This is a genomic window from Paenibacillus tyrphae, assembly GCF_024158745.1.
Lineage (GTDB): Bacteria > Bacillota > Bacilli > Paenibacillales > NBRC-103111 > Paenibacillus_G > Paenibacillus_G tyrfis_A.
The window spans coordinates 183,819-199,551 of sequence record NZ_JAMZAW010000003.1; the positions used below are offsets into that span (position 1 = coordinate 183,819).

A 15,733-nucleotide genomic window follows, 5' to 3' on the forward strand; every position below is an offset into this window, starting at 1 on the left:
TTTTTCATCAAGTTTTCCACGGTGTGCCTTGCCCGGACAGACATCATCCGCTCCCGCCAAGCATAACCTTTAACATCTTGCTGTCATCTTTGGACCCCTCATGGGAGCGACAGATTCTGGAAGACCGGAGAGGATGAAAGCTATGTGTGGAATCACGGGATGGATTGATTGGAACAAAGATTTGACCCAGTATCCGTCCGTTCTCGAAACGATGACGGATACGCTCGCCTCGCGCGGTCCGGATGCCTCCGGCAGCTGGATCACGCCCCGCTGCGCGCTCGGCCACCGCCGTCTGAGCGTCATGGATCCGGCAGGCGGAGCCCAGCCCATGACCCGGAAAGTCGGGGATAATACTATAACCATCGTCTATAACGGCGAGCTATACAATGCACCCGAATTAAAAAAAGAGCTGGAGCAGCGAGGCCACCGGTTCGCCACCACCTGCGACACCGAGGTGCTGCTCGTTTCGTTCGTCGAATGGGGCCGAGCCTGCGTCGACCGGCTCAACGGTATCTTCGCCTTTGCCATCTGGGATAACGAAGAGCAGACACTGTTCCTCGTACGCGACCGGCTGGGCGTCAAGCCTCTTTTCTATTCCTACTCGGAAGGCCGGCTGCTGTTCGGTTCGGAGCCGAAGGCCATCCTGGCGCATCCGGACTTTACGGTTCAGATCAGCGGCGAAGGATTGGCGGAAATTTTCGCCATCGGGCCGGCACGCACGCCGGGCCACGGCGTCTATAAAAATATGCAGGAGCTGAAGCCGGGGCACTGCATGGTTATGGATGCGCGCGGCCTAAGTATACGCGCCTACTGGAAGTTGGAAAGCAAGCCGCACGAGGACGACGTCGAGACGACGGCCGCCAAAGTGCGCGAGCTGCTTCAGGACACGGTGATCCGCCAGCTCGCTTCGGATGTGCCGATCTGCACGCTGCTGTCCGGCGGGCTTGACTCCAGCGCTCTAACGACGTTTGCCGCACAATACTATGCGCAGCAAGGGCTCGGAGCCCTGCACACCTATTCGGTTGACTATGCCGACAACGATAAGCATTTCCAAGCAAGCGCCTTTCAGCCGAATGCGGATGCGCCTTGGATCAAGCGAATGACGGAACACCTCGGAACCGTGCATCACGCGATCGAATTCGATACGCCGGAGCTCGTCGAGGCGCTCCAAACCGTCGTGCTGGCCAGGGACTTGCCTGGAATGGCCGATGTGGACGGTTCGCTTTATTTATTTTGCCGCGAAATTAAAAAAGGCGCCACGGTGGCGATATCCGGCGAAGCGGCCGACGAAATTTTCGGCGGGTACCCCTGGTTTCACCGGGAGGAAGCGCTGAATGCCGGAACCTTCCCCTGGTCGCTGGCGACCCCCGAACGCATCGCCCTGCTCTCTCCCGAATTCGTCGATTGGGTAAAGCCCGCCCAATACGTGCAGGACCGCTACCGGCAAGCTCTCTCCGAAGTGCCTCGTTTGGCCGGCGAGAACGGGCAGCAGAACCGAATGCGGGAGATGTCCTATTTGAATGTCACCCGATTTATGCCGACGCTGCTCGACCGCAAAGACCGGATGAGCATGGCGGTCGGCCTCGAAGTGCGCGTGCCGTTCTGCGATCACCGGCTGGTTGAATACGTATGGAATATTCCGTGGGAGGTCAAAACCGCCGGCGACCGGGAGAAAGGCATTTTGCGCAAAGCGCTCCGTGACATTCTTCCTGAAGACGTGCTGGCCCGCAAAAAAAGCCCGTATCCGAAAACACACAATCCGAACTATTTGACCGCCGTCCGCTCCTGGGTATTGGACATTTTAAACGATCCGTCCTCGCCTCTGCTTCCGTTCATCGATACGGCCAAAATCCGCACCCTCGCCGAGGACGACGAAGGCCGCTTCCAGCTGCCTTGGTTCGGCCAGCTGATGACCGGGCCGCAGCTGTTCGCTTATTTGGCCCAAGTCGACACGTGGCTGCGCCATTACAAAGTATCGGTTCGGTAATAGCGGTACGGCTTCCTTATGCCAAGCAGTCCCACAATTTGCGGATGGCCTGACCGCGATGGCTGAGCTCATTTTTCTCTTCGAGCGTCAGCTCCGCCAGCGTCCGGCCGAGCTGCGGGACGTAAAACAACGGATCATACCCGAAGCCCCCGCTGCCTCTCGGTTCGCGAATGATGACGCCCTCGCACGTTCCTTCGACTTCGACAAGCGGCGTTCCCTCCGCATCCACGAGCACAATGGCGCTGACGAAACGGGCGGGGCTGAGCGCTTCGGGGTGAGCCGCATGATCCGGCCGGGGCAGCGGCTCCAGCCTATCCAGCTCGCCGACGAGCTTGCGGTTATTCGCCGCGTCGTCCTTCGGCTCGCCCGCGTAGCGGGCGGAGTATACCCCCGGCGCGCCGTTCAGACGATCTACGCATAAGCCGGAGTCGTCCGCCACCGCAGGAACGCCGAGCCCCTGGGCCACCGCTCTGGCTTTGATCAAGGCGTTCGCCGCAAAGGTATCTCCGTCCTCGACGATGTCCGGGATTTCCGGGTAATCGAGCAGGCTTTTGACCGCGATGCCTTTCTCCCGGAACATCTTCTCGAATTCCTTAAGTTTACCTGCGTTTGTCGTCGCGATAACGACCTCAGGTCCGAGCCGCATGGGATGCCCCCTTAATACGTTCGGCAATCGGCCCAAGCGCCAGTGCTTGTTCCCGAATCATCTCCTGGATGCCCGTTTCGGCCAGCGCCAGCAGCGCGTCAAGCTCCTGCCGGGAGAACGGGGCTTCTTCGCCGGTTCCTTGCACCTCGACGAATTTGCCTTGGCCGGTCATCACCACGTTCATATCGACCTTCGCTTTGGAATCCTCCTCGTAGTTCAGGTCCAGGCACGGCTGCTCCTGAATGATGCCCACGCTCACGGAACCGAGAAAATCGGTGATCGGGAACCGGTTCAAATTCCGCTCCCGCACGATTTTATCCATCGCGATCGCCATGGCGACGAACGCGCCGGTGATCGACGTCGTCCGGGTGCCGCCGTCCGCCTGGATCACGTCGCAGTCCAGCGTGATGGAACGCTCGCCCAGCGCTTCCAGATCGACGACGGAGCGCAGCGCCCGTCCGATCAACCGCTGAATTTCCATCGTGCGTCCGCCGAGCTTCCCTTTGGCCGCTTCACGCTGATTGCGGACCGAAGTCGCCCGGGGCAGCATCGAATATTCGGCGGTTACCCATCCTTTGCCCTGCCCTTTCATAAACGGAGGAACCCGTTCCTCCACCGTCGCCGTGCAGATGACCCGCGTATCTCCCACTTCGATCAGCACCGAGCCCTCGGCGTGTTTATTGTAATTGGTTGTAATTTTCACAGGACGCGCCTGATCGACTTTTCTCCCGTCGCTTCTCATTTAAGTCTCATTTCCTCCTTTTGGCTTTCACGTTCCCATTGTACCAGAGCGCCCCAGGAAAACCAAACGGGCCTGCGGAAACGAAAAATCGCTCCTTCCGAAAGCGGGCCGCACAGGAAGGAGCGTTCGTTTTATGAGGCATCGCGTACAGCTACAGCTTCAGCTGATTCACGGTTTGAGGCCGGGATACGGGCTTCGCGTAGCTTTGATTATCGGTTGCGCTTACTTTGGCGTCGCCGTTCACGAGAATTTGCACCTTGGCGGCCGCGTTCGTATTTTCCGTGAGCGACAAGACGACCGCTTTTAACGCTTCGGCAGGCGCTTTCTTATCCGGGCCGAGCATTTTGTCCGAGAAATTGACGGTAATCAGTTCTTCCGTTTTGTCCACTTTCAGCAGCTCGGCTCCCGGAGCCATAACGGCAACCAGGCCTTTCTTCTGATCCGGTCCTGCAATAAGCTGCCGGATGACCGCTTCCGCGACGTTGTCCGTCCTGGGGACGAGCCGGGTGACGGGCACGTAATAGCTGTAATTTTCCTGATTCTGATTTAAAAAATACAGCGTAACCGGCGTCGATTGTCCGTACTCTACGCTTTCCGGCTTCTCCACGTTGATTCCGATCGCCCGGGTGAGCGGTTCGTCCAGCGGTGTGCCGCCGACCGGCATTTCTTTCAAAGGCTTGCCTTCGACGCGGAGCTGCACTTTCTCCACCGAAGGAAAGCCCGTCAAAGTCCAGGTGACGGCTTCCATAATTTTTCTTTCGTCCTGCAGGTTATAATCCGCAAACATTTTGGAAAAATCAACGATAGCCAGTTTTTGATCTTCCACGATGTTAATGCCTTTAATTTCGGTACCTTTGGGAAGGAGGCTTGTAAATCCGGCCGGCAGACGTCCTTGTACCGGACCGCCGTCCACCATGTATTCCAGCGCCTTGCGGGCGGCGCCTTGGGACTTTTCGACTTGAACGGCAATCGGAGCGACAAACCCTTTTTCATCCTTGGCATAAACCGTTACCTGCATCGGATTGGCCATCGTCTGGGACACCTTGCCGCTTGTGGCCATGGCGTCCGCTCCGGCCGGCGGAGGATCGATTTGCTGCGACTGTTCCTTCTTTCCTAAAGGCGAGCAGCCGGAGGCAAGCAGAACGACTATTCCGACAGCGGCGGCCCATCGTATCCATTTGTATTGTTTCATTGCGTGTTCCTCCTTGGTATTGGGGTGTTGTCCGTTTTTACTTTTATGTATACGGGCGGCAGACAAGTTTATGACACCAATTTGTCCGATTCGGAGGACGATTTCGTTTATGGTACTTTGGACGGATATATCCTTGATTTATACAGTACTAAAAGCCTATAATATAGATGTGTTTTTCCAAAAAGAGGTGATTTCCCATGGAAAACCGTCTTCATGATTTCGTGCCTGACGACCTATACCGGGCCGTTGTGCTTCAATCTCCGGACTGGCTGTGGGTATTCGACGAAACCGGTTCGCCGGTCGGCTTGTCCCCGGAGCCCAACTACGGCTCGGCATTGTTCCGCTGGGTATACGAATCCGATCTCCTTCCGCTGCAGCAGGCATGCCGCCGGCTTCTTCAAGAATGCGAACCGTTCGCGATGACGTTTCGGGTCGTGCTGCCGGACGGAGCTCTCGTATGGCTTGAAGGCCAAGGATATCCGTTAGCAGGCAAGTCTTCGGGATGGCAGGCCGCCCTGACAGCCAAAGACATCACGGCTTTCAAAAAGCAGGAGGAACGGCTGACCCGTCTGGCTTACTACGATCCATTGACCCAACTGCCGAACCGCAGGCTGTTTCAAGATCGTTTTATCCAATCGCTGCACATGGCGAAGCGCTACCACCATAAGCTGGCCGTCATTTACTTAGACCTCGATGATTTTAAACGCATTAACGATACATACGGCCATGCCACCGGCGACGAGCTGCTGACCATGGCCGCTTCCCGTCTCTCGCATTCCATCCGGGAACCGGATACGGTCTGTCGGATGGGCGGCGACGAGTTCGTCGTGCTGGTGCAGCAATTTGAGCACCGCGAGGATGTTGCCAAGATCGTCGGCAGAATCGCGCAGACGCTAAACCAGCCTTTCGAGCTGAACGGCCAAACGATGAGCATTACGAGCAGCATCGGCGTTTCCTGCTATCCCGAGGACGGGCATGATATCGAAACGCTGCTGCAGTGCGCCGATACGGCGATGTACGCATCGAAGCAGCAAGGCAAAAACCACTTCCGGTTTTTCTCGGATTCCTAAGGAGGCCTCTATGAGCTACAGCTTGAACAGCAAGCAGGTTGCCGAAGCTTCGGCTTTGTGGCTGACGAAGCGCGGCGTCACGATAGAAGATATGACGGAGCTTACTTATTTTCTGCAAAAAGACTATTACTCCAACCTGACAATGGACGAATGCCGGGAAAGCGTGGAGCAGGTCCTCGGCAAACGGGAAGTGCAGAATGCCATTTTGACGGGGATTCAGCTCGACGTGCTGGCCGAGGAGGGCAAGCTGCTGTCTCCGCTTCAGGAGATGATCGAAAACGACGAGGGGCTGTACGGCTGCGACGAAATCCTCGCTCTGTCCATCGTCAATGTGTACGGCAGCATCGGGCTCACCAACTTTGGATATATCGACAAAATCAAGCCAGGGCTGGTCGGGCGGCTGAACGATAAAAGCGGCGAGCACAAACATACGTTCCTCGACGATATCGTCGGCGCCATCGCGGCGTCCGCCAGCAGCCGCATCGCCCATCGCAAGCAGAAGGAAAAGGAAAGTACGCAGACGTAATGGAAAACGGCGCTTCTCCGAGGAGAGCGCCGTTTTTTACTGTGAGTCCGTTCCTAATGCGTTGCCTTGCCGCTTATTTCAATGTTGCCAGCGATTCGGCTACGGTTTGCAGGTCCGCTTGGGACAGCTTGTCCGAGCTAAGAGCAATATAAGTCTTGTCCAGCTTCAGGTGCAGGGTCTTGTGCCCGTCAGCCGTAACCCATTGGCCTGTCCCGTTGCGAAGCTTGACCTCCTGCTTCGATTCCACCTTGCCGCTCGGCTTGATCTCTTCCGGCGATTCCAAGATCGTCATCTTGTAATATTTCAGCGTCAGCAGCTTGGCGCTGGTTCCCATCTGGTCGATCTTATCGTCCGAGGCTCCACGCTCCGGCAAATAATACGTCGGAACGCCGGCGGTTTTGGCCGTCGTGGCGACGGTCGTCCGCTCCAATTCGGTGTATTGAAGCTGACCCATCTTGATAGGAGCTTCCTCCGGCGGCTTGGCCGCCTCTCCGCTTTGGCCGGTCTGACCCGGCGTCGTCGTCTGTCCGGGTTGGCCTGGCGGGGTCGTTTGCCCCGGTGGAGTCGTTTGTCCCGGCGGGGTTGTCTGCTCCGTCGGAGCGGGCTCCGGGGTTTTCGGCGGCTGGGCCGCCTCTTTCTTGCAAGCTGTCAGCGTCACGGTGAGAATCAGTGCGGACAGCAGAGCCGCCGTTCTCATCCAATGTGCGTGTTTTTTTGTTTTCATCGTCAAGCACCTCCGTCGAATGTAACCCTAACCTGCAGATCGATTCGGGCGCGGGTGAGAGCGTCACGCCAGCGGTCCTGGTTCCACACGCCAGGATATTGCTGCCGCACGGACTCCCCCAAGCGCAGCGGATCGGAGCGCAGGCCTTGAAGCAACCGGATCAATTCCGTTCCTTGCCGCTGCAGGTTCGATGCCCAACTATCGGCGGTAACGGATGGTCCGCCGGGCGAAGCCGCCACCCGTATCACCATGTTCAGCCGGGGCTGCTTCAAATCGCCGTTGCTCGCAATTTCAGCCCGGCAAGTAATATTACGCAGCAGCGGGGAATCGGTAGCAAACGACGTCTCCGTCGAAGACCATTCGAGCTTCGGCAGGCCGTAACCCCCCATCATGCAAGCGAGCAGATTGCTTTGGGACGAGGTTAACTCGGCCACAAGCTCTTGTTTCTTAAACAAAAGTGCCCGGGTTGAAACACCCGATTGGCTGGGAATATTATCCGTCGCTGCCAGACCTGCGGACAAGTAGGGCAGGACCACATCGTCCTCGTACGCGCTCCCCGCGAAGCGGAGCGGGTCCGCGGTCCAGCCTCCTTCCCGGAGCCGCGCAATGCCGTCGTTCATCGTGTCCGGGCTGCTGACGAACCGTTCCGCCGTCCCTTCCACCACCGCCACTAGCGGTCTGCGGCCCTGCTTCACGCCGAGCATCCGGATCTGCCTCGTCCACGAAGCGGGGAAGCCGTGCGAGCGCGCCCAGGCTTCGCCGATCGCCACAAGCTCAGGCGGCCGGTTTCGCTCCCATCGGTAAGCCGCAGCCTGGAACGAAACAAACGATTGCATCCGCGGACCAGCATTCGAGTATGGCTGCAGCGGGCGGCCGGACGCAGGCGGTCCGTAGCCCGTCGTTACGCGAAGGCCGCCGGGGCCCTCGTCAATGCCTGCGGCTACGAGCCTCGCTTCCTCCGCTTGCAGTGCGCGAGGCTCCGCATCCGTCAAGCGGACGCAACCCGCCGCGGGCAGCAGGCAAGCCGCAGCGAGCGGCAGCGATACGGCCCGGTTCATCAAGATTCGCTTTATGTTCAAAGGAAGCCGCCTCCAGTTGAAAAAATAGTCCGATAACCGTTAACGAAAAACGTGTTACAGATCATCTACTATTCCCCAAAGGCTTCCTTTTTATTCCAGAGCTTGTTTTCTCATACCCGGCCCACATCAAAAAGCGGCCGGCTCCGTTCCAAAAACGGAGCCGTGCCGCCTGACAGCCGGTCGGTCGAAACCGGCGGATTGGATTAGTACTACGCTTGCCGGTAAAATACAAGCCCCTCGCGCACGCTTTCAGTCAGCTTACCGGCTTCACGCAGCCAGATCAGGTGTGCAATCGTTTCCGACAGCGCAAAGCGCAGCTGGTGCAGGCTGAGCCGCTCCCCGAAGGTCGCCCGGCATACGTGGTACGCCGTGTCCGGCTCCGCAAGCTTCGACAGCATCATCTCCAGACGCTCCGCATGATGGGCGATCAGCTCGTCGGCCCGCTGCTGCAGATGGCCGAAAGGCTCCCGGTGACCGGGAAAAGCGAGCCGCACCTCGTAGCGGCGAATCGCTTCCAGGCTGGCCAAATAGCTGGCAAGCGGGTTCTCGTCGATCCCTCCGGGCAAATAGCTGACGTTCGGGGATATTTGCGGGAGCACGTGATCTCCACAGAACATGACGGCCGTCTCCGCGCGGTAAAAGCACAAATGCCCTGCGGCATGCCCCGGCGTCTCGATCGCTTCGTATTCCTCGCGGCCGAGCCTCACACGCTCCCCGGCTTCCACGACGGTGACCTCCGGCTGCGGCGAAACGGACGCGACGAAGCCCTGCATATGCTCCTCCAGCGGCTTCACCAATTCCTCCGGCAGCCCTTCCCGCCGGAAAAGCCCGGTGATCTGCTGCGTCATCGGCTGTCCGTCTCCCCAGAGCAAGCGCGTTTGCTCAAGTCCGCTCCGCGACATCAGCACGGGCGCGCCGGAGCGCTCTTGGAACCATCCGGCCAGCCCGTAGTGGTCCGGGTGATGGTGCGTCAGCACGATGCGGTCGATGTCGGAGTATCTGAGCCCAAGTTCCTCAAGTACCGACGTCCAGACGGCTTCGGCCGCCTCGGTCCGCAGCCCCGGGTCGATCAGCGTCCAGCCGCTCTCCCCCGGCAGCAAATAGCTGTTTACCCAGCGCAGCGGAAACGGCAAGGGCACCTTGATCTGGAGCACGTCGCCGTGCTTCGTCACGCTCCCGTGGCGGCTTGATGGCGATCCGTCCATATTATGCGTCCCTCCTGCCGACAAAGATCATTCGTTTTGATCGGTCGGGTTCGTAAGCCGAGGCGTCGTAATCGCCGTAAATGGCGTCGATTTTCAGGCCTGCCAGCTCCAGCATTTCCAGGAAACGCTCCTGTCCGATCAGCTTCACCTGCTCCTCGTAGACCCGGTCGCCCGATCCGCTTCCGTCCTGAAGCAATATCGTTTTGCGCACGAATCCGTCCTCGATCCGGCGTTTCTCATCGATATGGATTCCTTCGACGCTTCTAACCGAGTGCGGCACCAAATGCTCCGCCACATAGGCCGGATTCAAATAATCGATAATGAACCGCCCACCCGGCGCGAGTAGACGGTACATTTCCCGCAGCACCTGCTCGTTGTCCCGATCGCCGGAAAAATAACCGAACGACGTAAACAAGTTGACAATCGCATCGAACTGATCGGTTATCGGAACGTTGCGCATATCCCCATGGACCCAGCGCACTTCGCCTGCGGTATCCAGCTTTCTCGCTTCCGCCAGCAGCACCTCCGACAAGTCCACTCCGGTAACCCGAAAACCGAATCCGTTCAGCGCCATCGAGTGCCGTCCCATGCCACAGCACAGGTCAAGGACCTCCGCTCCCTCGGGCAGCTCGAGCCATTCCATCATCCGGCGCACTTCCTCATAAGCGCCTTGCATATCGCGATGCTTATAGACGAGCAGATAGTCCCGTCCGAAGCTTTTTTCGAACCATTCGGTCATTTCGCTTTCGTCCCTTCTATCCCAGCTTTCCTGGACAAACTAAGCCCTATTTTACCAGAAGGTCCCGCCTGAACGCACGTTTTTGTTCGAAACTGCCGTTAGCGCTGAAGCCGGACTTCGTTTTTCTCAGGAAGGATAGCGGGCCATCGGGGGACTGTAGTATAATTAACGGTTGAAAACGAAAGAGACCCTTCTGGCAACGGAGGAAAAAGATGACAACCGCCATTGAACAGCGCATTGCCGGGCGCAAGCATAAAGAAATTTTCGAGCAGATCCGCAAGCAGGGGACGGTCTCCAAGATCGATCTGCTGGAGAAAAGCGGGTTAACGGGCAGTACCTTAACCCGGACGCTGGAGGAATTAACGACCCAAGGGGTTATTGCGGAGGCCGGCTTCGGCGAGTCGACCGGAGGGCGCAGGCCGATTTTATATACGGTGAATCCCGATTATGCCTATGTGTTCGGATTGGATATATCGCGAATGTATTCCAAGCTCATTCTGTTCGACTTGCAACTGAACAAGCTGGACAGCAAGCGCTGGGTCATGACGGAGGACGTCACCCCCCAGGTGCTCCTCGAAGAGATTGTGGCGGAGGCCCGCGCCATGCTGGATCGCCGCTCTCTTCCGGCTGACAAGGTGCTCGGGATGGGCATCGGGGCCGTCGGGCCGCTGGACCGGGCTTCCGGCACGCTGCTGGAGCCGCTTCATTTCGCCGCCGCAGGCTGGAAAAATGTCAGCGTCACCGGCTTTCTGGAGAGCCGTCTCGGCTTTCCGGTTGTGCTCGATAACGGAGCGAATACGGCTCTCATCGGCGAGTCGTGGTCGGACCGGGAGCGCGATTACCGCCATTTGCTGTATGTTCACGTCGGCGTCGGCTTGCGTTCGGCCATGATGACGAACGGGCAGGTCGTCTACGGGGCGGTGGATATGGAAGGATCGATCGGCCAAATGATCATCCAAACGGACGGCCCCCGTCTGTGGAATCACGGCAACTTCGGCGCACTCGAATCGTACGCTTCCATTCACGCGCTGGAGCAGCAAGCGCAGGCCCGGCTCAAGCAAGGCCGCGACAGCCTGCTGCTCCGGCTGGAACCCGACCCGGAAAAGATCGGCTTCGCCCATCTCCAGCAGGCGTTGCAGGCCGGCGATCCGCTGACGGTCGAGCTGTTTACGCAAGCAGCTACCTATTTCGGCATCGGGCTGTCCAACCTGCTTAACATTTTGCATCCGGAGAAGGTCATTCTGGGCGGCGCCTTGATCGGCGGCCATGCCGGCTTCTTCCATACTGCTACGCGCGTCGCGATTCAAAGAACGTATTATTATCCCAAATATCAGGTTGTGTTCAGCCAAGGCACGCTCGGCGAAGAAGCGCTCGCCACCGGGGCGGCGCTGCTGATCGTGAACAAGCTGAGCGCGGTATAATCGAGCGGGTCGGGCACGGAAGACCGGGTACGTGACATGGTACCGATGGGGGCGCCGGGGGAAGCTGGCGAGTGCCGACGACCAAGCGCTGGCGACCAGACGGATAGCCAAGAGCGGATGGCAAGGTTCCTGGGCGGATGCCCAAGACTTTCATCAAAATTAGCGGAACTGCAAGTACCCTATGTCCCCAGAAATGGCTTGGCATTTCAAAATAGCGAATCTGCGGTGCGCTAACAGCCCTATTTTTGGGGATATGAACACTTTTCGACACGATTAGAGCACCTGGGTTCCGCTATCCCCGTTACAACATTTAAAATCCCTGCTTAACGGCACCTTGCCCGGTTATCTGACGCGTTCGAAACCAATGAATGGACAGCACTCATAACTTCTTATAAACTAACCTTCACCAGTGCAAAGTGGCATCTCGTACGGTACGGGCCAACTACCCGCTGAATCCTCTGCAAATTGTTACACGTCCCTCTGTCCGGTGCCTCTTCCGCCTCTTGTCATCCACGAGCATATAAAAAAGACGTCCTGCATGTTGCAGAGACGCCTTTTTTTGACATTACTTACCCTCAAGTCCGAGCTTCTTTAAGCCGACGCTTCGCCTTCTTCGGCCGGATCGCCGTGCAGCTCTTGGAACAGCTGAACGAGCTTGCCGTGCTTGCGCAGCGATTTTTCGTGAATCAGGTTCAGCTTGCCGTTGTCCAGCACTCCGAAGCGCTCGATCAACTGCTCGTTCTCGTGCGTCCAATCGAAGCCTTCGAAAATGTTCAGACAATTGGTCCAATTCTTCGTATACTTGCCGTCCGTGAACAAATGACGGTGCGCGTACAGCGCGACGCTTTCCTGCATGGCGCGGGACGCCGAAGTGTACTGCGGCACCCCCGGCTGCTCCGGCATGAGAGGAATCAGCGTGCTATAGAATTGGTGCAAGATCTCGATGTACGTGGACGGGTCCTGCTTGATCCGGCGCGCCAGCTCGTAGGACGGCTGCATTTTGCCGGTAAACAGCATCGTCGCCGTCGAGTACATCCAGCTGAACGACGTAAAGTTTTTGTTGTAAGCAGTCAGGTTAGCCCGTCGCTCTACGCCCGCGGACTTCAAGAAGACGTTGTGGTCCACGACCTGCTGAATGACGACGTTGAGCGGATCGATCGAGTCGAACGAATGGCCGAGCTCTTTGCTGACGAGCTGAACCTTGGAGTTGATATCCCCGAACAACTGCTTCTCTTCTTCCTCGCTCAGTCCAATGTAGATTTGCACCGCCAGCTCGCTTTCCATCAGCTCCAGACGGCGGCGTTCCAGCTGCTCGACCTGACCTTCCAGCTGCTCCAGCTCGCTTGCGATCTCCGCATTGTCCGGCGCTTTCCGGTGCTTGATTTTCATAGCGGCCACTTTCTTGTCCAGACTGCGCGCTTCTTTGAGCATTTGCTCGTTTACGTAGCCGAGAGCGAGAATGCGGTGCTGGCCGTCCAGAATGCTCAGCTTCGAGCCGGGACGCAGGTACAGGCCGTTATGCACCTTAGCCAAGCTGCTTACGTCGCGCAAGCTTAAAGTGACCGGACCGAAAAAGACGCGGTCGAGCTCGCGCTCCTGCAAGTAGTTGGAAATTTTGCGGCGTTGTCCTCCGCTCAGCTTCCGCTGCACCATCGGATCGATGGTGGTGTAGTTAAGCAGATCCTGCACTTGTATCGCAACCGTTGCGAGTCCGAACCGATCGCAAAACGGATGTATGGTCATTTGCAAATTTAAACCGTCCATTAACCGACGTCCTCCTTAGAGCTATCTCCCGGAAAAGCTTGCTGCCCCATCGAATCGTCGCGGATCAGGAACATGTGGTGCTCCACGTAAAAATCTTTGACGAACTGATACGCTTTTACGATGCGCGAGCGTCTTGGCAAACGGTCTTTCTCGTCCCCGCTGTAAATGGCACTCCAGTCGATATGCGGCAAAATTTTGAGCGCGTAATCGAGCGCGTATTTGTTGAACGTGCCGGTTTTCGTTACTTCCTCGTGGAAGAACATCGCCAGCGCGATCTGCAGGTTTTCCGTCCAGCAGAGCTCGCCCTTTTCCGGCTCCGGCAAGTATTTGAGCAGGCTTTCGAAATAGAGCGCCGCCAGCTTCAAATGCTCTTCGATCTCTTTTTCCTCAAAATAGTACCCGTTGTTGCGCGCCGCCGACTTGAGTCGTCCCTCGAACAAGCCGATCAAAATCTCGATCAGCAGGTGGTAGGAGAACAAATACTCCGGCCCTTTGCCCCGTTCCGTAAACATGTCGACAGGCAGATTCTTCATCACAGGCGCATCTTCCACCAGCCTCGAGGCCAGCACGTGATAGAACCGGCGCTGCTCGCGGAGAACGGCCAGATTTCCGCCGATTTTGCGCGGAAGCTTGTTGATGTCGGAGAACAGCTGGCGTTCCTGACGCGCGTTGATGTCCAGATAAATCATGGTGGACATAGGGAAAGCGTACAGCTTGCTCAGCTTCGCGCTGATTTCCTCCATGCGGTCGTACTCCCGGCGGTCTTTTGCCCGGGCCATCGCGCCCTGCAGCGTTTCCATCAGGCGGCGGAAAGCGGCTAGCCGGTGCTGGCCGTCCACGACGTACAGCTTCTCGATCGCCTGCAAACGGTAGACCTGCGCCTGCGCATCATAATCTCCCGCGCCGCGGGCCGAGAGGATGATCCCCGGAAAATAAATGCCTTGTCCGTGATCCAGATAGAGCATGATATAGTCCATCATCTTGGACAAGTTTTGCGGAACGATGGCGCGCTGAACCTCCAAATCCACTTCGTAGATGGCGAACAGCTTGCTCATCGGAAGCGTGGTCGAAAGCGTAGTCTGTCCGAACGTCCGGGACATGGCCCCGGGGATTTCGATATACGATGACGCTTTCTGCTCCGCCAGCAGCTCCGACAGAGATGAAATTTGATCCATAACCGTTTTCCTCCTTGGCTTACCTCGCGTAAAGCTATATGCATATAGTTTACTATAATAGGTTCATATAATTCCATTATACACCGAAAAGACACGAAACATTCAGGATATTGGCAAAATATGCGTCTTTTTTTTCGTTTTCCGAGCTTGCTTTTTTGAAAAGGTACAAAACAAGAAAAGCCGACACTTCGGGAAGAAACGTATCGGCCGGTTACAGAGCTATGATGGATTCGTCCCGAACGGACGCAGGTTAAGACATTCGGTCAGCGGCCTTCAGGAGCGGCCATATGCGCACTTCCAAAGCTTCCGCATAATGAAGAAGCGGAGGAACGTCCGGCGCGAACGGAAGGCCGTTGCCCGTCAGCATCGTATTCTCGTAAAGCTCGGCTTCCGCCTTCTGCAGCGGCCAGGGCCGATGATGGATGTCGCAGCGCATGACGTCCCGGTGCCCGTTCAAGGTATACAAGCAGTACCGTTCGGTCAGCCAATGCTCCAGTGATCCCTGCTTGGCCGTATACGGTGCTGACACGGGCCGGTAACGTGCGGCAAAGGCGGGGCCCGCCTGCCGTCGTTCGCTCCGGTAAAACACGGTTTCGTTCTGCACGGTTACGCCCATATCGGCCCGGTAGTACGGAAGATGGTACAGCCGTCTGGCCAGCTTGACGGCAAGCGTATGCGCCGCATCGAGGCTGAAAAAATAGACGCCAGGCTTGTCATGGACCGTGACGTAAGTTCTGACGTTAAGCTCCGGAAACCGGCTCGTTCCCGGAATCGGCGGCAAGCCGCGCAGCCGGATATCCGTCATCCGGAAGGGAACGACAGCGAGCCACGCGCTGCCCTCGCAGGTATCCAGCGGCAGCTCCTTCGGCACGTAAGCGCGAAGCTCATCCGCCGGAACGGGCCAATGGGCAAACAACAGATTGCGCCAAGTCTGCTTCATAATCCACGGCAGCTCAGGCAGCGGCCACGGGCGGTGCGCGGTATCGAAACGGTCAGACTCCATGTTCGGTCCTCCTCGACTCCTTGTCATGAACGAGCGCAGACCCGCGAACCGCCGGGTCGACCCCGCGCTTGCTGCGGGCCTCATTGACGGTTTATCGGTCTTTCAATTGATAGGGCAGCACCTGCCGCCAGCCTTCGTATTTCTGTTCGCGCGTCAGGTCGTCGCAGGCCGGCCCGAACGGTGCGGCCGAAGCCTTGCAATTGCTCCAGTTTACTCAGGTCGACCCAAAATCCGACGACAAGCCCGGCTTCGTCATATCTATTCCTCCCCCGAGGATATTTCACTAAATATAGGAAAAAGGTTGCAAAGGGAATCTATCATAAGCCCGATTTCGCTGTCAAGGTTGATCCGAAGCCGGTCTCGTGCTATGATAAAGTTAACAAGTTAATCAGGTCAGAGATCAAGAGAAGACCGTGAGCAAGCTCTTCAGGAGCGCGTATGCAATAAGCGACGTGCCGAC

General features: G+C 57.4%; 15 protein-coding genes. 5 read left to right on the top strand and 10 right to left on the bottom strand.

Translation table 11 applies throughout. The features are described from left to right. The first annotated feature begins 142 nt into the window (after window positions 1-142). Window positions 143-1,987 (top strand): asparagine synthase (glutamine-hydrolyzing), encoded by a 1,845-nt coding sequence (gene asnB / locus NI000_RS06010; protein WP_253408677.1) that lies wholly within the window; start codon window positions 143-145, stop codon window positions 1,985-1,987. 16 nt (window positions 1,988-2,003) lie between these two features. Here the strand turns inward: asnB and NI000_RS06015 are convergent, their stop codons facing one another. The 3 genes from NI000_RS06015 to NI000_RS06025 form a co-directional block, all read right to left on the bottom strand. Continuing rightward, entirely contained in the window at window positions 2,004-2,633 is a 630-nt protein-coding gene (locus NI000_RS06015; protein WP_253408679.1) for an XTP/dITP diphosphatase, read from the bottom strand. After that, the gene (rph, locus tag NI000_RS06020; protein ID WP_253408680.1) at window positions 2,617-3,375 is read right to left on the bottom strand and encodes a ribonuclease PH; all 759 of its coding nucleotides are present in this window, start codon (window positions 3,373-3,375) and stop codon (window positions 2,617-2,619) included. Before rph ends, NI000_RS06015 begins: the two co-directional genes overlap by 17 nt. Window positions 3,376-3,526: 151 nt before the next feature. Continuing rightward, entirely contained in the window at window positions 3,527-4,567 is a 1,041-nt protein-coding gene (locus NI000_RS06025) for a GerMN domain-containing protein (protein WP_253408682.1), read from the bottom strand. Window positions 4,568-4,764: 197 nt separating this feature from the next. Between NI000_RS06025 and NI000_RS06030 the strand changes: the two genes are divergently transcribed. Then, a complete protein-coding gene (locus tag NI000_RS06030) occupies window positions 4,765-5,637 on the top strand; it encodes a sensor domain-containing diguanylate cyclase (RefSeq protein WP_253408684.1) in 873 nt (290 codons plus the stop codon). 10 nt (window positions 5,638-5,647) lie between these two features. Beyond that, a complete protein-coding gene (locus tag NI000_RS06035; protein ID WP_253408686.1) occupies window positions 5,648-6,163 on the top strand; it encodes a phosphatidylglycerophosphatase A family protein in 516 nt (171 codons plus the stop codon). Window positions 6,164-6,236: 73 nt separating this feature from the next. On the opposite strand, the gene NI000_RS06040 is transcribed toward NI000_RS06035, so the two are convergent. From NI000_RS06040 to NI000_RS06055, 4 genes are all read right to left on the bottom strand, one after another. Further along, complete coding sequence (locus tag NI000_RS06040; protein WP_253408687.1) at window positions 6,237-6,887, bottom strand: hypothetical protein; 651 nt, start codon at window positions 6,885-6,887, stop codon at window positions 6,237-6,239. Between the two features lie 2 nt (window positions 6,888-6,889). Then, window positions 6,890-7,966, bottom strand: a complete 1,077-nt coding sequence (locus tag NI000_RS06045; RefSeq protein WP_253408689.1) for a Ger(x)C family spore germination C-terminal domain-containing protein — start codon at window positions 7,964-7,966, stop codon at window positions 6,890-6,892. A gap of 209 nt (window positions 7,967-8,175) precedes the next feature. Further along, window positions 8,176-9,171 carry an MBL fold metallo-hydrolase gene (locus NI000_RS06050; RefSeq protein ID WP_253408691.1) on the bottom strand — a complete coding sequence of 332 codons (996 nt, stop codon included), beginning with the start codon at window positions 9,169-9,171 and terminating at the stop codon, window positions 8,176-8,178. A 1-nt stretch (window position 9,172) separates the two neighbouring features. Then, window positions 9,173-9,910 carry a class I SAM-dependent methyltransferase gene (locus NI000_RS06055; protein WP_253408693.1) on the bottom strand — a complete coding sequence of 246 codons (738 nt, stop codon included), beginning with the start codon at window positions 9,908-9,910 and terminating at the stop codon, window positions 9,173-9,175. 212 nt (window positions 9,911-10,122) lie between these two features. On the opposite strand from NI000_RS06055, the gene NI000_RS06060 reads away from it, so the two are divergent. After that, window positions 10,123-11,331 carry an ROK family transcriptional regulator gene (locus NI000_RS06060; RefSeq protein ID WP_253408695.1) on the top strand — a complete coding sequence of 403 codons (1,209 nt, stop codon included), beginning with the start codon at window positions 10,123-10,125 and terminating at the stop codon, window positions 11,329-11,331. Between the two features lie 31 nt (window positions 11,332-11,362). Then, a complete protein-coding gene (locus tag NI000_RS36705; protein WP_301292352.1) occupies window positions 11,363-11,494 on the top strand; it encodes a hypothetical protein in 132 nt (43 codons plus the stop codon). A gap of 428 nt (window positions 11,495-11,922) precedes the next feature. Here the strand turns inward: NI000_RS36705 and NI000_RS06065 are convergent, their stop codons facing one another. From NI000_RS06065 to NI000_RS06075, 3 genes are all read right to left on the bottom strand, one after another. Continuing rightward, entirely contained in the window at window positions 11,923-13,095 is a 1,173-nt protein-coding gene (locus NI000_RS06065; protein ID WP_253408697.1) for a DNA sulfur modification protein DndB, read from the bottom strand. Further along, a complete protein-coding gene (locus NI000_RS06070; protein ID WP_253408699.1) occupies window positions 13,095-14,270 on the bottom strand; it encodes a DNA sulfur modification protein DndB in 1,176 nt (391 codons plus the stop codon). The genes NI000_RS06065 and NI000_RS06070 overlap by 1 nt, the downstream gene beginning before the upstream one ends. 250 nt (window positions 14,271-14,520) lie before the next feature. Then, the gene (locus NI000_RS06075; RefSeq protein ID WP_253408701.1) at window positions 14,521-15,273 is read right to left on the bottom strand and encodes a YqjF family protein; all 753 of its coding nucleotides are present in this window, start codon (window positions 15,271-15,273) and stop codon (window positions 14,521-14,523) included. Window positions 15,274-15,733: the final 460 nt, after the last annotated feature.

Coding starts and splice junctions, on each gene's coding strand:
- NI000_RS06055 (WP_253408693.1), bottom strand. CDS start 9,910: ATGACCGAATGGTTCGAAAAAAGCTTCGGACGGGACTATCTGCTCGTC.
- NI000_RS06060 (WP_253408695.1), top strand. CDS start 10,123: ATGACAACCGCCATTGAACAGCGCATTGCCGGGCGCAAGCATAAAGAA.
- asnB (WP_253408677.1), top strand. CDS start 143: ATGTGTGGAATCACGGGATGGATTGATTGGAACAAAGATTTGACCCAG.
- NI000_RS06040 (WP_253408687.1), bottom strand. CDS start 6,887: ATGAAAACAAAAAAACACGCACATTGGATGAGAACGGCGGCTCTGCTG.
- NI000_RS06050 (WP_253408691.1), bottom strand. CDS start 9,171: ATGGACGGATCGCCATCAAGCCGCCACGGGAGCGTGACGAAGCACGGC.
- NI000_RS06065 (WP_253408697.1), bottom strand. CDS start 13,095: ATGGACGGTTTAAATTTGCAAATGACCATACATCCGTTTTGCGATCGG.
- NI000_RS06035 (WP_253408686.1), top strand. CDS start 5,648: ATGAGCTACAGCTTGAACAGCAAGCAGGTTGCCGAAGCTTCGGCTTTG.
- NI000_RS06075 (WP_253408701.1), bottom strand. CDS start 15,273: ATGGAGTCTGACCGTTTCGATACCGCGCACCGCCCGTGGCCGCTGCCT.
- NI000_RS06015 (WP_253408679.1), bottom strand. CDS start 2,633: ATGCGGCTCGGACCTGAGGTCGTTATCGCGACGACAAACGCAGGTAAA.
- NI000_RS06030 (WP_253408684.1), top strand. CDS start 4,765: ATGGAAAACCGTCTTCATGATTTCGTGCCTGACGACCTATACCGGGCC.
- NI000_RS06025 (WP_253408682.1), bottom strand. CDS start 4,567: ATGAAACAATACAAATGGATACGATGGGCCGCCGCTGTCGGAATAGTC.
- rph (WP_253408680.1), bottom strand. CDS start 3,375: ATGAGAAGCGACGGGAGAAAAGTCGATCAGGCGCGTCCTGTGAAAATT.
- NI000_RS06070 (WP_253408699.1), bottom strand. CDS start 14,270: ATGGATCAAATTTCATCTCTGTCGGAGCTGCTGGCGGAGCAGAAAGCG.